10 protein-coding genes and 2 pseudogenes are annotated in these 14464 nt (G+C 64.3%); 5 read left to right on the forward strand and 7 right to left on the reverse strand.

Annotation, left to right across the window (positions count from 1 at the left end; all coding sequences use genetic code 11):
- Nucleotides 1–132: 132 nt before the first annotated feature.
- A pseudogene (locus tag NDO75_RS12140) lies at nt 133–345 on the forward strand (hypothetical protein); the annotation flags it as partial.
- Between the two features lie 361 nt (nt 346–706).
- Here NDO75_RS12140 and NDO75_RS12145 read toward each other — a convergent pair.
- Entirely contained in the window at nt 707–1063 is a 357-nt protein-coding gene (locus tag NDO75_RS12145) for a hypothetical protein (protein WP_310906567.1), read from the reverse strand.
- 321 nt (nt 1064–1384) lie between these two features.
- Between NDO75_RS12145 and NDO75_RS12150 the strand changes: the two genes are divergently transcribed.
- On the forward strand, nt 1385–2404 hold the full coding sequence (locus NDO75_RS12150; RefSeq protein WP_310906568.1) for an NADP-dependent oxidoreductase: 1020 nt from the start codon (nt 1385–1387) through the stop codon (nt 2402–2404).
- Nucleotides 2405–2935: 531 nt separating this feature from the next.
- Nucleotides 2936–3148 (forward strand): antitoxin VapB family protein, encoded by a 213-nt coding sequence (locus tag NDO75_RS12155; RefSeq protein WP_310906569.1) that lies wholly within the window; start codon nt 2936–2938, stop codon nt 3146–3148.
- 60 nt (nt 3149–3208) lie between these two features.
- Here NDO75_RS12155 and NDO75_RS12160 read toward each other — a convergent pair.
- The 4 genes and pseudogenes from NDO75_RS12160 to NDO75_RS12175 form a co-directional block, all read right to left on the reverse strand.
- Nucleotides 3209–3397: pseudogene (locus NDO75_RS12160) on the reverse strand (transposase); the annotation flags it as partial.
- Nucleotides 3398–3446: 49 nt separating this feature from the next.
- Entirely contained in the window at nt 3447–4235 is a 789-nt protein-coding gene (locus NDO75_RS12165) for an acetoacetate decarboxylase family protein (protein ID WP_310906570.1), read from the reverse strand.
- 12 nt (nt 4236–4247) lie between these two features.
- The gene (locus NDO75_RS12170) at nt 4248–5615 is read right to left on the reverse strand and encodes an alpha/beta hydrolase (protein ID WP_310906571.1); all 1368 of its coding nucleotides are present in this window, start codon (nt 5613–5615) and stop codon (nt 4248–4250) included.
- Between the two features lie 274 nt (nt 5616–5889).
- Entirely contained in the window at nt 5890–7047 is a 1158-nt protein-coding gene (locus NDO75_RS12175; RefSeq protein ID WP_310906572.1) for a cobalamin-independent methionine synthase II family protein, read from the reverse strand.
- A gap of 485 nt (nt 7048–7532) precedes the next feature.
- On the opposite strand from NDO75_RS12175, the gene NDO75_RS12180 reads away from it, so the two are divergent.
- Both NDO75_RS12180 and NDO75_RS12185 read left to right on the forward strand, forming a co-directional pair.
- Nucleotides 7533–9500 carry a CocE/NonD family hydrolase gene (locus NDO75_RS12180; RefSeq protein WP_310906573.1) on the forward strand — a complete coding sequence of 656 codons (1968 nt, stop codon included), beginning with the start codon at nt 7533–7535 and terminating at the stop codon, nt 9498–9500.
- Between the two features lie 685 nt (nt 9501–10185).
- Complete coding sequence (locus NDO75_RS12185; RefSeq protein ID WP_310906574.1) at nt 10186–10350, forward strand: hypothetical protein; 165 nt, start codon at nt 10186–10188, stop codon at nt 10348–10350.
- Between the two features lie 959 nt (nt 10351–11309).
- Here NDO75_RS12185 and glmS read toward each other — a convergent pair.
- Nucleotides 11310–13100, reverse strand: coding sequence for a glutamine--fructose-6-phosphate transaminase (isomerizing) (glmS, locus tag NDO75_RS12190; RefSeq protein ID WP_310906575.1), 1791 nt, complete (start codon nt 13098–13100; stop codon nt 11310–11312).
- Nucleotides 13100–14287 carry a sugar phosphate nucleotidyltransferase gene (locus NDO75_RS12195; protein ID WP_310906576.1) on the reverse strand — a complete coding sequence of 396 codons (1188 nt, stop codon included), beginning with the start codon at nt 14285–14287 and terminating at the stop codon, nt 13100–13102. Before NDO75_RS12195 ends, glmS begins: the two co-directional genes overlap by 1 nt.
- Nucleotides 14288–14464 lie beyond the last annotated feature (177 nt).

Raw genomic sequence — 14464 nt, forward strand, 5'->3', positions numbered from 1 at the left:
TGTAGTTCGACTCGCTATGCCGATCCCGCGGTGGCGTCCGAACCCGGTCGCGGCAATGACGGTGTGGCCGCCGAACGCGTCCACGAACTAGTCGCCGACAACGCCTGCCGCGCCCGTGACGAGGACACCGTGACCGCTGCCGCGGCACTGCGTGGCAGCGATGATGCAGTGGTCGTGACGGACTGGGACGCAGTGGCCGCCCGCGACGCCGCAGTCGACGCGATGGCGACCCCCCGCGTCGACGGCCGGCGGAGCGTCGAGCGCCGCGAGGGGATTACTTACGAAGGTCTCACCTGGAAGCCGGGTGGGTTACACGGTGATCCCAGCGCCCCATCACAAAACTAGCTTTGGCGCTAGTACTAGCCGTGCTCCGGGAGGTGAGGCGGGTCGCATGACATACGCGGGCGGTGATACCGTGAGACCCACCCGCAAGCCGGTCTGGAACAGTCGCTTGGGTGTAGCGGGAGCGGGGAGAACGTGAACAGCGACAGTAGATGCGAAGCAGGCGCTGGCGGTGATCACACAGCCGTGGCCACGACCCATTGCGATGGTAGTGATCGAGCGGTGCCCCGACTACCGAACGATTGGATCCTCACCCGAGACTGTGAGTGCAGCCTCACCCCGAGTCGTAGCGTGTGTCCGATCTCCGACGAGGATGTGATCGCCGACCGGCCGCGTGGCTCACCCCGGCGCTGGATGATGCAGGTCAATCTCCTTGCGCCCCCATCCAAGCGACCACAGGCCCGTCACGGCGACGTTCGGCGTAAAGCAGCGCGACAAGCAGGTAGACGCCGACCGCGACGGCGGCCAATCGGCTCGAGTCGCGTAGGTCGGCCCGATCGAGCACCGAATGCAGCCAGAAGACGTTACTCAATGCTGAGTTGCTAAGTGCACGGATCGTCCCGCGATAGAGCGGGAGGACACGCCAGACGTCCGGCACCAGCGCCCAGCCGCCACTCGCGATGATGAGTGGCGCATCGTATCGTGTTTGCACAGGGAGATACGCTAGCAGGAGGGTCGCCCCGGTCGCGCCGACAGCGAAGTGGGTGAGAGCGATACTCATTGCGAGGCCGTTCCTGATCCACGCACTCGAGTATGCAGCCCTTGACTGGAAATAAGCGGCCGACTGCGGGGCTAGCAGCGCGATAGTAGCCAGTTTGCGCCACTATTATGGCCCACCGGCGGGCCGTGTATCGGTGGTGGTTGAATTCGGTCGGTGGAGCAAGCGGAACCAGCCGAGCTGCGATGGCGACTCGAGCATGGCTGCAGCCTCAAGACCTGCTTAGGTCCTGCGCCGTACGATGGACCGAAAACTGCGTGTCACGCCCCCTAGTTGCTCCTATCCTCACCATCATGAGCGCGGCCGCTGAAGCCCACAAGAGTCATGGGAGACCCACGCAATCAGCAGTGGTTGCTCACGGAGCGACCGACCGGTGAACCGACAGCCGACAATTTCGAACTGACCGACGACCCGATCCCCGAACCGGGACCGAAGGAGGTGCTCGTCCGGACCGAGTACCTCTCCGTCGATCCGTACATGCGCGGGCGGATGCGCGACAGCGAGTCCTACGCCGACCCGTGGCCCGTCGGCGAGCCGATGCGAGCCCGGGCCGTCGGCACGGTCGTCGAGTCGAACCACGCTGCGTTCGCGGCCGGCGACACCGTCACGGGCAACCTGTACTGGGCCGAGTACGCGGTCGTCGACGGCACCGCCCTCGAGCCGGTCGACACGGGGACGGCCTCGGTCTCGACGGCGCTACACGTCCTCGGGATGCCCGGCCGGACCGCCTACGTCGGCACCGTCGACATTGGTAGGATCGAACCCGGCGATACGGTCGTCGTCTCCGCTGCGGCCGGTGCGGTCGGCTCCGTCGCCGGCCAGATCGCGCAGATAGCTGGCTGCCGCGTCGTCGGCATCACGGGCCGGGACGAGAAGGCCGACTGGCTCACCGACGATCTGGGCTTCGACGCGGCGCTCAACTATCGCACGACCGACGACCTCTCGGCGGCGGTCGCCGACGCCTGCCCGCGCGGCGTCGACTGCTACTTCGAGAACGTCGGCGGCGAGGTGAGCGATGCCGTCATGGACCACCTCGTCGACCACTCGCGCGTGGCCGTCTGCGGGAAGATCGCTCTCTATAACGCGGAAGCAGGCGACGATCGACTCTCCGGGCCGCGGCGCCTCCACCAACGGACCCGCACCCGCGTAGAGGGGTTTATCGTCAGCGATCACGCCGATCGGTTCGACCATATCAATGCACGGCTCCGGCGGTGGGTCGAGGATGACCACCTCCAGTATCGCGAGACGGTCACCGACGGCATCGAGACCGCTGCCGACGCGTTCCTCGGGCTGTTCGACGGGACAAACGTGGGGAAACAACTCGTCCGGCTCAACGAAGACTGAGCCCGCTGGGACGCCCCTCGAGGAGCGCGCACTGGCCGCGCGTCGAACACCGTCTCGTGGGATGTGGCTCTCGAGTGCGGTCGTGATACGAGGGTGGCGTCGCCGACGAGAATCACATCCACGCCGAATTCGGCGAGGTGGTCGCAGTATGCTCTACGAGAAGAGACTCGGTACAGAACTGCCTATCGCGTCCACCAGCGAGGCCCTGACTGGCCAACTCCTGTAAGCCGATCGCCATCCGCGTATCGATCGAGCGGACACGAGTCGCCCGTCAGTCGGCAACGGAACCGCCGACGATAGGTCAATGGCCCAGTTTCGTGGCCGAATAGTAGTCGTTTCAGCACGGTTTCCAACCCGTACACGTTCAGACATCCCTCTATCGACGTGAGCAGGCTGCCACGGGACGGTACTACAGACAGCCATACCCAGTGTCACAGCGCGGACAGTGGATCGCGGCGGTCCGTCAAGTCGCCCACAGACCCACCGTCAGCTGGGCAATAGCCTTGTATACGGGCCAGTATACCGGCAACTATGAGCAAGAGTATCCGCGTCGCCGATGACACCTACGCCGCGTTGGCCGCGCTGAAATGTGAAGACGAAACGTTCGACGAATTACTCTCTCGGCTCGTCCGCGAGCGCCGTGAGAGCATCCAGGCCGGGGCGGGTCTCTGGGCCGACAGCGATGCAGCCGCGAAGGCGCGGGAAGCGCGCAGCGAATTCAAACGAGACGTCGGGCGGCGATAACGCTCTACAGATGAGCAAGCCGAGCGCCTCGGGGCTTGACCCCGAGGGTGAAGCCGACACTCAAACGTGTTCTGTTTGTTCGATATTCTGTTCAGCCGTCTCGCTTAAAACTGTCTCCGCTGTTCCGATGTAGTACAACCGCTCCCAGAATCCACCATCCCACAGGTACACATCCAAGTACGGCTCGTGTCGTTCTCACATTTCTCGTGCCGTGATACTCTTGACCGTCCGTACAATCTCGCTCGACGCACTGTTTCAGTATTGCCAGCCGACAGCAAAAATACAGCTACCGGCCCGCTTACTCTCCCTCGGCAAGATAATCGCGAATGCGCCGCCCTTGGGGATAGGTGAACGTGACCGTCCCGTGGAGGATCGACGGCGTCGAGAGCGGTTCCGTCGGGGCGAACTGTTGCATCCGCGAGTCCTCGGGAAAGTCGAAGTCGATACGGTCGACCTCGGCCTCGTAGAGTTCGCTGACGAACGGAATCGGGAACTCGACGAGCTCGCTGACTTGGGCGCGCCCGCCGGTCGGCTCCGGGAGCTGCCGGTGGGCGTAGTAGTGGAGGTGGCCGGTGAGCGTGTCGATTTGGTCGTCGCCGACGGTCGCCGCCGCCTCGATCACCGGCTCGCCGTCGACCGAGAGCGTCGAGACTAACTCGCCGTCGTCTTCCGCCCACTCACACGAGCCGGCTTGACTCGGAATCCCGCCGCCCTCTCGAGCGAACGCCTGCATCTGCGGCGAGTCGTTCCAGTAGCCGACCCAGAACCGGCCGGGCACCGACATCTCGCCCTGTGCCTCGCTGATCGCGGTGCTATCGCGGTCGGCGACCTCCACGGTCAGGTAGGTGAGCGTGTACGGCTCGAGGTGGCTCGTCTGCGTTGCCGACGGCACCCGATACATGTTCATCTGCACGAGGTTGTTCGGATGGGGGTCGAGGCCCGGTGGGAGCGCCGCCTCAAGCACCTCGGGATCGGCCTCGTAGCCGACGATGAGCATGCGCGCGTTCTTGATGAGCTGTGGCGCCGGGACCTGCGTCCCGTCTGGCATGCCGGTGTACGTCTCGGGACTGAACTGGTTGGTGGTCATGGGTCTGGAACGCTATTTGTTTGCATCGACATCGAAGTCCTCGGGCGCGAAGACCTCGGGAACGGGCTCGTCTCGGACGCCGCGGATATCGTCGAGCACGGGCTTCAGATAGGCCCGGAAGAGCTCCGGGCGCTCGCTCATCGGGAAGTGGCCGGTCGCCTTCATCTCGTGGGCGGTCGCGCCGTCGCCGATGGCCGCGGCGGCCTCGCGTGCATCGTCGGGGTTGGTCAGGTAATCGTACTCGCCGTTCATCAGGTACATCCGGACCTGCGTGGCGTCGATCTCGTCGGCGGAGTCGCTGTAGTCGTGTTCGACGGAGTAGTAGTGGAGGTCGCCTTTGAGGACGCCGTTGGCCCCCTGTTCGTACAGGTACAGCGTCTCCCGGCGCGCCCACTCCGGCCCGTGAGGCGCCATCAGGCCCCACGTCGCATAGGAGTTCACGTCGTTCGCGTTGACGTGCGGGTGGTCGAGCCACTGGATGTAAAATCCCGGCGTGAACAGGCCCGCCTCGAGGCCGATGAGCGCCTGGAACCGGTCGGGGTACCAGTCCGCTAACTCGAGCGTGATCGTCCCGCCCATACTCGAGCCGATGAACACGGGGTCCTCGAACTCGAGCGCATCGGCGATGGAGACGATGGTGTCCGTAAACCGTTCGGCGGTGAGATCGTACTGATCGGCCCACCACGATTCGCTCGACGGCGGGACCGACTTCCCGTGTCGCGGCAGATCGTAGGCGATCACGCGGAAGTGCTCGGTGATCTCCGGGTCGTTGAGCACGTGGCGCCATTGCTGGTTGTTGCAGCCCGCGGTATGTTGACAGAGCATCGGAATGCCGTCTTCCGGGCCCGCCGCCTCGTAGTAGATGCGATGATCGACGCCGTCGAGATCGACAGTGACGTACTGTCCGGTAATCGGTTCGTCTGTCGGTTCGGACGGCCGATTGGTGCCCTCGGTACGCGGTTCGTCACCGGTGTGGGTCGTCCGCATGAGATCGAGGGCTCGCTGGAACGATCGGAAGTTCTGGAAGATCTTCTCGTGATTGCCGATGAGGTCGAAATACCCCTCTTCCCCCTTTACCGCGGTGCGGTAGAAAGACGCGAACACCTCGTTGTGGTGGGGCGCCGGCACCTCGCTCACGAATTCCTCCCACGCGTCGCGCGGTCCGACGACGCCGAACGACCACGCGTCGTCTAACCCCGGCGTTCGGACGTCCTGTACCGCGCCGTCCTGTATCTCGATGAGGAAGTGCTCCTCTCCGATACCGACGACGAAGTTCTCGTCGAACGCGTCCCGACCGTGCAGTTCCATCTCCGGGTCGGAATTAACGACGTCTTGATACTCGGTCCACCATTCCTCGCTGGCCAGTGTTTTCTCTGTCATAAGTGCGTCACCTTCCCTCCTCCGCTCGAGTAGCGTGAACGCTACCGACGGTACTGAGGAACGGTATCATACCACACATAGTAGAATAAATCTATCGGAGAACAGCAACGGCAAAGAGACGGGTCTCAGATGTCCGCAGACGGACCACGGAGTCACTCTTGGCCGCTGTTCCGACGACGACATTCGACCGAGTGACGAGACATCCGTGCGGACAGCCTGCGCGAGATTGCGAGCGACAGCGCGGGTTCTGGGACCGCCGAGGCGACCGATCTGATTATCCGTCGCGGCGTTCGGTCGCGATCTCGGCGCCCTCGACGAGCGCCTCGAGTTTTGCCCACGCGATCTCGGGGTCAACCATGCCGAGGCCGGCCTGCGTGCCGAAGCCGCAGTCGGGCGCGGCGACCAGCGTCGTCGAGTCGTCGACCGCGTCGGCGACGCGGTCGAGGCGGTCGGCGATCGTCTCCGGGTGATCGATGATGTTCGTTTTCACGTCGACGACGCCCGGTATCAGGGTCCACCCGTCCGGAAGCGGCTGCTCGGCGAACGCGCGGTATTCGTGCTGGTGGCGGGGGTTGGCTTGCTCGACGCTTAGCCCCGAGATGTCGGCCTCGTAGATCAGCGGCAGCAACTCGACGAGATCGGTATCGAGGTGATGTGGCCCCTCGTAGCTCCCCCAGCAGGTGTGCAGGCGAACCTGCTCTGCGGGAATGTTCGTGAGGGCCTTGTTGAGCGCCTCGACGTGGAGGCGCGTGACCTCTTTGACCTCCTCGAGGGGTTCGTCCGCGAAGGCCGCCGTGTGGCCGGCTGTGAGCAGTTCCGGCGCGTCGATCTGAAGGGTCATTCCAGTCTCGGCCACGAGCTCGTACTCTTGGGCCATCGCGTCTGCGACGGTGAAGAGGAACTCCTCGTAGGAGTCGTAGTACTCGTTGACATGCGTGGCCGTGACGATGCTCGGCGACGCTGCGGTCATAAACGTTCCCTCGACGTCGGTCTCGACAGCGTCGAGAGCCTCGCGGAATCCCTCGAGTTCGGCTTTGGCCTCGTCGGCACCGGTGTACTCGACGGACCCCGTGACGACAGGGTGCATTGAGAGGTCGATGACGTCCGTCTTGAACGTCTTCTCAGCGTATTCTGGGAATTCTTGGAGGTCCGCCCAGAGCTCCTGTTCGCGCGTCCCGTCGATCCCGCTCAATCGGTCAGCGACGTACCAGTTGAACGAAACCCGCGACTGCTCACCATTGTTGACGATGTCGAGTCCGGCGTCGGCCTGCCGCTTGAGGACGGTCCTCGTGGCATCCGCGACGGTCGTGGTCCACTTGTCTTCGTCGACGTCTACACCTTCCTGGCGGTTTTTGAGCAGTTTCAGTAGCTCCGGTGGTCGAGGGAGGCTCCCGATGTGCGTCGTGCGAATGCGGGCGTCGGTATCGGTCATTGGCGTCTCATTCGGCAATCGACAAGCAGCCTACTATAACTCGATGCCTGTCGCACGGGTGAAACGTCTGATTCCGGTGATCATCGTCCGGTCATGATTCGACCATCGTCGTCCCGGCGGACAGGACATCCACTGCTCGTGGTCGACCGTTTCGCCGATGCTGGCTCAGTGAAACGTTTTTCGTCCGCCTCGATCAGGACCTTGAGCCAGGTCTCCGTCGTGGCAGCGGATGCTCGTACTGGTCCGAGTAGGCGCACGTCGGGTTGGACGCCTTGTTAACTCGAGAATCCAGTTTCCGTCGTCCGTCCAGTCGTCGTCCTCGAGAGTGAGGTAGCGGCCGGCCACGGCGCCAACGGGAACGCTGAGAGTGATCGGTCTGCGGTAGTGCAGTTGTCGTCGTCCAAAGCGTGATTTTCCTATGTACGAGACTATTTCCGGCACGATAGGTGCCAACTATTCACAAGGTGCCCCGGACCACTCGGCCTATGGTAGAACAGGAGATACCGCTGTCACGGCGTGGGTTTCTGGAAGGTGTCGGGGCCGGGAGTGCCATTGCGGGGTTGCTCGCCCTGACGAGTGCACAGGCGGCCGCCGAGTCATCGGTCACGGAAAACCCGCCGGTTGAAGAGGTCACCGTCCAGTCGGACGTAATGGTCGAGATGCGCGACGGGACGGCACTCGCGACGGACATCTATCTCCCCGCCGGGGCTGGCCCCAGTGATACTGCACGAGGCCCGTATCCGACGCTCGTCTGTCGGACGCCGTACAACAAGGCGTACTTCGGCGCCCAGGCGAAGGCCTTTGCCCGCCACGAGTACGCCGTCATCGTCCAGGACGTCCGCGGGCGGTTCGCTTCGAACGGCGAGTTCACGCCCCATCGCAACGAGATCGAAGACGGGTATGACACGGTCGAGTGGGCGGCCACCCAGGCGTGGTCGAACGGGAAAGTCGGGACATACGGCGTCTCGTACATGGGGAGTACACAGTGGGGTCTCGCCCATAACGAAACGCTCCCGCCGCATCTGGAGACGATGGCGCCAGGGTTCGCCCATGCGAACTACTACGCCGATAGCGCGTTCGTGGGTGGTGCGTTCCTCCTTTCACACACGCTGGCGTACAACCACGGGCTCGCCCTCGATCTTGAGGGCCTCGCTGATGAGACCCGGACAGCCCTCGAACGGGCCCACGAAACGCTCCAGCAGTTGTACTGGGACCTGCCCGTGGATCCCTACGAGCCGCTCCAGGAGGCGGACATCCCGTGGCTCCAAGAACGGTTCGCGAACGAAGCTTACAGTCGAGAGTACTGGGGGCCGCTCGATCACACCCACCGATACGACGCGGTGGACGTGCCCGTCCTGAACTACGGCGGCTGGTACGACATTTACACGCAAGGGACCGTCCAGAACTATCAGGGCCTTCGGGACGCAGGCGGGGCAGACGCCGACACGATGCTCGTCATGGGTCCGTACACGCACGCCGCCGAAGCGACCCAGGCCCAGGGGATGGTGACCGGGTCGGTGTACGAGTTCCCAGCGAATTCCACCCTAGACGAGATGGCGCTCCAACTGGCCTGGTTCAACCGCACCCTCAAAGGGAAACGTGACACGGTCGGGAACCCGCCCGTGCGGGTGTACGTCCCCGGGCTCGACGAGTGGATCGGGGCCGACGACTATCCACCAACAGCGAGTGAGCCGACGAAATACTATCTTCACAGTGCAGGCGATGCGAACATCGATACCATCGGCGGCGGCAGCTACGAGTACGGCGGCACCTTGTCGACCGAGCCGCCGGGAGAAGAGCCGCCGGATAAGTATACGTACGATCCGAGCGACCCTGTCGAATCCGTTGGGGGCTACAACCTCTATTGGCGCGCCGGCATTGCCGACCGGGCGACGGCGTACGGCAACCGGGACGACATTCTCGTCTATCAGACCGACATCCTCGAGGAGGATATCGCCGTTGTCGGGCCGATCACGGCCACCCTGTACGCATCCACGTCGGCGGTCGACACGGATTTCGTCGTTACACTCTCAGACGTCGAGCCGACGGAGACCGCGGGTGGCCTTCTCGTCGCCGAAGGCGCCCGCCGTGGCCGGATCGGCGATGTGAGCGCTGATCCGCGTGACGCGGCGACATATACGGAGGTGACCGAACTCGAGCCGGGCGAGGTCTACGAATGGCAGATCGGCATCTGGCCGACCGCCCGCGTCTTCGAGGCCGGCCATCGCATTCGTATTGATATCACCAGCAGTGACTTCCCCCGATACAGCCGGAACCTGAACACGGGCGAGGGACTGGCTGGGACGGAAGGCGTCACGGCCGATCAGACGATCTTCCACGACTCCGAGCGCCCCTCACACGTCGAACTGCCGGTCGTGCCAATGGCCGAACTCGAAGCAATGACCATTCCAGGTCCGGTGCCGAAACGCGACGGGAACGGGATCTCCCACTAGGTGAGCGCCCACAGCCAGACGTGGGGCCGTCCGTGCTGGTGTTACTGTGTGCGATGCGAGAGTGTGGGGAGCCAGTCACGATGATGATGGTGGTCCAGTGACCGGGGAAGGACCAGGGACAACCCCATCCAGACACGGCTCGACACCGATCTGACGTCTACAGGCCACATCGAGCACCCACCGCGGCCCTGTGTGACAACGATGTTATGGATCCGGGGAACCCGTTGCAGCGTGGGGGTCGGCTAAGGCGTGTACATGCCTCGTCGATCGCTCCGAGCGTGGCGCAGAGCTACGACGGAGGACCTAAGATGGCCGGCTGTTTACCGGGGTGCGAACCAAGGCGAACGCAACCGAACTGGCGGCCACCCTCGGACTCGCTCCGTTCCCGATCCCGACGGAGACCAGCGTTACGGACACGATCTCTGTAGGTTCGCACCTGTGATCGCCATCCACGACGCCAGCCGTGGCCGCCCTAGTACTCCAACCAACTCTCATAGCCCGAGATGCACCTGAATCGATACTACGATATCTGTTGACAGGACACATGGTCGGCGTGACGGCCCGGCTCCGGGAGGATCAAGATATCAGACTACACCTCCCGGATTTGCGGACACCGGCAGCCAGCCACACGGTCACTGGCCAACAGGGCATGGATTTATGTGTGTTTATTCACCTGTCCGAACTGATGCCTACCTGTGCCGAGTGTGACGCATACGTAACGCGTGACTTCGTTCGCGTCTTCGGAATCGACGGAGCAGTCCACGGCTGTCCCCGCTGTACGACCTACCGGGAACTCCAAGACGGCGCGGGGATCGATCCCAACGGGGACGTCACCGCCGACGAGGGGTGAGGCCCACCCACGGGCACACGCTGGCCCAGCCGCGGAACCCATCACGCCGTGCGCGATCGGTAGCTCGTGTAAGCAGTGTAACTTGATGTGATAGTCGCTAACCCGGCTGTCGAGTCGCCTCGCTCATCGCCGGTCTCCACAGTGACGAAGACGCCTATCTGAGACCGCACCTGTCCCCTGGGAGCCAGGGGTGTCTGTCGCGGTGGCTTACACTGCCGCCGATGCGCTGTAAGGGGGCGCCGCGGGGCTGCGATCGACTCACGCTGTCATCCGCCGGTGTCCATTCCTGCCACGTTGAGCCTGTAACCGCCATCGTGCCAGTCATCCGATGGCTGCTATCTGGCCCTAGTACTAGGACCATCGAGGGGTACCACAGCCTAGTGCGAAGAGAGCCCCACTCCGTGACCGCGACTGCACCGCGAGCGACGTCGATCGGTCGAACAGCGCCACGACTGGTGAGATGCTGACGCAATCATAAATTATAACTGATAAAAGCTACGGGTACCCGTCTGGGGAATAGATACTTTCGCCAACCCACCCGCCCTGCGACGGCCACTACGACCGGCAGCAATGAGCGACAGCCCAGCACGCGAGACGCTACGGAGGCTATCAGTGGTACGACTGGCAACCCGACTCTGTTGTGTACCGCTATCAATCGATCGTATACTCGACGATCTCGGCGCCCCCACACTGCGGACATCGGTCGGCCGGCGCCGTCACTCCGGTCCCACACTGCCGGCACTCCCGAATGACGGTCGCCGTCGGTTTCCCAAAGAGCAGTGATTTGGCGAGTTCTTTCATTGGCGCTTGTAACAGATCGTAACGTCAGACACACATAAACACTCTAATCACTTTCTCAGGATCGGACAATTCCACCTCGAGGCCACCAGACGGCGACTGGCGGGCCACGGAATGCGGGTGATCGACACCTCACACGCCCAGCTACCGGGCTCATCACGCTATTCGACGGTGACGCTTTTCGCCAGGTTGCGCGGTTTGTCAATCGACCGCCCGAGTCGGTTGGCCACCCAGTACGCAACGAGTTGCAACTGGACGTTTGCGAGGACCGGCGTCAGCCGCGGCCCCGCTGAGGGGACCTCGAGCACGTGATCCGCATACTGCCCGACGACGGCGGGCGAATCGGTCACGGCGACCACAGGCGCGTCGCGTGCTTCGACTTCTTTTATGTTCCCCAGCGTCTTCGACGCGCTCGCATCGCCGGTCACCATCGCGAACACCGGTGTCTGTTCACCGACCAGCGCGAGCGGACCGTGTTTGAGCTCGCCAGCCGCAAATCCCTCGGCGTGTTTGTACGTAATCTCCTTCATCTTCAGTGCCCCCTCGAGCGCGACCGGCGCGTTGTACCCCCGGCCGATGAAGAAGTAGGCGTCGCTCGCCTCGTAGGCCTCCGCGACCGCGCGCGCGTTAGACATATCCAACACCTGCTGGACCTGATCGGGCAGGGCGCGCAGGCGTTCGCACAACGCCGTGGGCGTCTCACCCGCCAATGTCGCCGCAAGCATTGCCAGCGCGACCTGCTGACTCGCGAACGTCTTCGTCGCGGCGACGCTGATCTCCGGCCCGGCCCGGATATACATGACGTGATCGCACTCCCGGGCGGCCGAGCTGCCGACCGTGTTGGTCAGCGCCAGCGTCGTCGCCCCGACGCGGTTGGCGGCCCGGAGCGCGCTCATCGTATCCGCCGTCTCCCCGCTTTGTGTCACGCCGACGACGAGCGTCTCCTCGCCGACCGGGAGCTGGTCAACGGTGTACTCGCTGGCGAGAAAACACTGCGCGGGCACTCCCTGGGCGCGCAGGAATCGCGCGCCGTAGAGCGCGGCGTGATACGATGTCCCGCAGGCCACGAACTGCACCGGACCCGTCGGCTCGAGCGCCGCCAACTCGTCGATCGTCACCGTCCCGTCAAGTTCGGAGACGCGCTCGCGCAGACACTGCCGGAGCGCCTGGGGCTGTTCGTTGATCTCTTTGAGCATGTAGTGGTCGTACCCGGCTTTCCCCGCATCCTCGGGGTCCCACGCGATCTGCTCGACGGCCGTCTCGACGACGGCCCCCTGGGCGTCGGTGACAACGATTCCAGAGGGGTTCACCCGTGCGAACTGACCGTCCTCGAGATACACGACGCGATCGGTATACTCGATGAACGCGGGCACGTCGCTCGCCAGATAGTGGCCGTCGTCGCCGATCCCAAGCACGAGCGGCGACTCGTGGCGGGCGGCGTACACCGTCTCGCTGCCGGGGAACACCGCCGCGACGGCGTAGCTCCCCTCGAGCTGGCTGACCGCCTCTCGGAACGCGGCCTCGGGGCTGGCCCCCGTCGCGAGCGCGGTCTCGATCAGGTGGGGGATCACCTCCGTATCCGTCTCGCTGGTGAACTCGTGGCCGCCGGCCTCGAGATCGGCGCGCAGTGTCTGGTAGTTCTCGATGATCCCGTTGTGGACGACGGCGACCGACTCGGCACAGTCCGTATGCGGGTGGGCGTTCGCGTCGGTCGGCGGCCCGTGCGTGCTCCACCGCGTATGCCCGATGCCGGCGGTGCCGCCAAGGCCGGTGTCGGGGAGGGCCGCTTCCAGGGCGGCCACCTCGCCTTCGCGTTTGTGGACCGCCAGCGACTCGTCCGCGATCGCCACGCCGGCGGAGTCATACCCACGGTACTCGAGGCCCTCGAGCCCGGTCAACAATACATCACCGACAGCGCCGTCGGTGCCGGTGTAGCCGATGATTCCACACATTAGGACCGCACCTCCGTGCCCGCGTCGAGCGTCCCGCGGACGGTCGCCCCGGCCTCGACGACGGCATCCGGCCCGACGATCGCCCCCGGAACGTACGTGCTACCGCCCTGATCCACGACCCGATCGGCCAACAGTGCGCCGAGCTGTTCGTCCTCGAAGACGCGATCGCCGACGCGGACGTCGCCCGGCCCGCCGGGGATCGTCGTCCCGTTGCCGATCGTCACGCCGATGCCGGTGACGCAGTCAGTGACGGTCGCACCAGCGCCGACACGGGTATCCGCGTCAATGATGCTCTGTTCGACAACCGCGTTCGAGCCGACCGTCGCGTTGTCGCCCAGACAGACGTACGGGCCGACGACGGCCCCGGCGCCGATCTCACAATCGGGGGCGACGACGACCGGCTCGCGGACGACCGCCGACTCGTGGACCGTCGCCGACGGGGCAATGGCCGCCGCGTGGTCGTCGGCAACGAGACCGGCCTCGAACAGCTCGAACGAGACGTCGAGCAGGTCCCACGGATAGGTTGCGTCGACCCAGAGCCCCTCCGAGACGACGCCCCGCACCGTGGCGGACGACGCACAGAGCTCGCGAATGCCGTCGATCAGCGACTGCTCGCCGGGCTGTGTGTCGGTTTCGCGGAGTGCCTCGAAAATGCGGGGCTCGAACGCATAGACGCCGGCGTTGAGCTGATAGCCGCGGTCGTCGGTGGGCTGTTCGACCAGCTCTGTGACGGTCCCCTCCTCACAGAGCACCCCGCCGTACTCACTGACCTCGGCACGATTGAGCAGCCCCAGCGTCGCGGTGGCCTCGGTTGCCGCGTGAGCTTTCCGGACGTCACTGATAATCTGACTGTCGACCAGCTGATCCCCGTTGACGACGAGGAACGAGCCATCGATAGCGGTCTCGGCAGCGCACAGCGCGTGGCCGCTCCCCAACTGGCGCTCCTGGGTCACATACGTCAACGGGACGTTCTCGTAGGTCGGCCCGAAGTGGGCCTGCACACGGGTGCGGCCGTAGCCGACGACGACGGTGATTTCGGTCACCCCGGCCGCGAGGAGTTGGTCGAAGACATGTTCGAGAATCGGTGTCGTCGCGGCTGGGAGCATCGGCTTGGGCCGATGCTGGGTCAGCGGCCGCAGCCGCGTCCCCTCTCCCCCTGCGAGGACGACAGCGGAGGTCGAATTCATTGCAAAGTCGATACGTGAGGGGCGCCTTATTCCTATCGGCCTACGTGAATAGTCATGGGCTGGGACTTACATGGGTACTAGGACGCAGTCCGCGGGACGTGCCTGGGTACTAGGACCCAGCCCGAGAGAGGATCGATGCGGTGGCCCGCGGTCGGCCACGTGCGCGAGCACGGTCAC

Origin of the sequence: Natrinema sp. 1APR25-10V2, assembly GCF_031626495.1 — an archaeon.
In the GTDB taxonomy this organism is placed as follows: Archaea; Halobacteriota; Halobacteria; order Halobacteriales; family Natrialbaceae; genus Natrinema.

Excerpts from the sequence above, each read along its gene's own strand:
- NDO75_RS12150 (WP_310906568.1), top strand. The coding sequence starts at position 1,385 with ATGGGAGACCCACGCAATCAGCAGTGGTTGCTCACGGAGCGACCGACC.
- NDO75_RS12175 (WP_310906572.1), bottom strand. The coding sequence starts at position 7,047 with ATGACCGATACCGACGCCCGCATTCGCACGACGCACATCGGGAGCCTC.
- NDO75_RS12155 (WP_310906569.1), top strand. The coding sequence starts at position 2,936 with ATGAGCAAGAGTATCCGCGTCGCCGATGACACCTACGCCGCGTTGGCC.
- NDO75_RS12145 (WP_310906567.1), bottom strand. The coding sequence starts at position 1,063 with ATGAGTATCGCTCTCACCCACTTCGCTGTCGGCGCGACCGGGGCGACC.
- NDO75_RS12170 (WP_310906571.1), bottom strand. The coding sequence starts at position 5,615 with ATGACAGAGAAAACACTGGCCAGCGAGGAATGGTGGACCGAGTATCAA.
- NDO75_RS12180 (WP_310906573.1), top strand. The coding sequence starts at position 7,533 with ATGGTAGAACAGGAGATACCGCTGTCACGGCGTGGGTTTCTGGAAGGT.
- NDO75_RS12165 (WP_310906570.1), bottom strand. The coding sequence starts at position 4,235 with ATGACCACCAACCAGTTCAGTCCCGAGACGTACACCGGCATGCCAGAC.
- NDO75_RS12195 (WP_310906576.1), bottom strand. The coding sequence starts at position 14,287 with ATGAATTCGACCTCCGCTGTCGTCCTCGCAGGGGGAGAGGGGACGCGG.
- NDO75_RS12185 (WP_310906574.1), top strand. The coding sequence starts at position 10,186 with ATGCCTACCTGTGCCGAGTGTGACGCATACGTAACGCGTGACTTCGTT.
- glmS (WP_310906575.1), bottom strand. The coding sequence starts at position 13,100 with ATGTGTGGAATCATCGGCTACACCGGCACCGACGGCGCTGTCGGTGAT.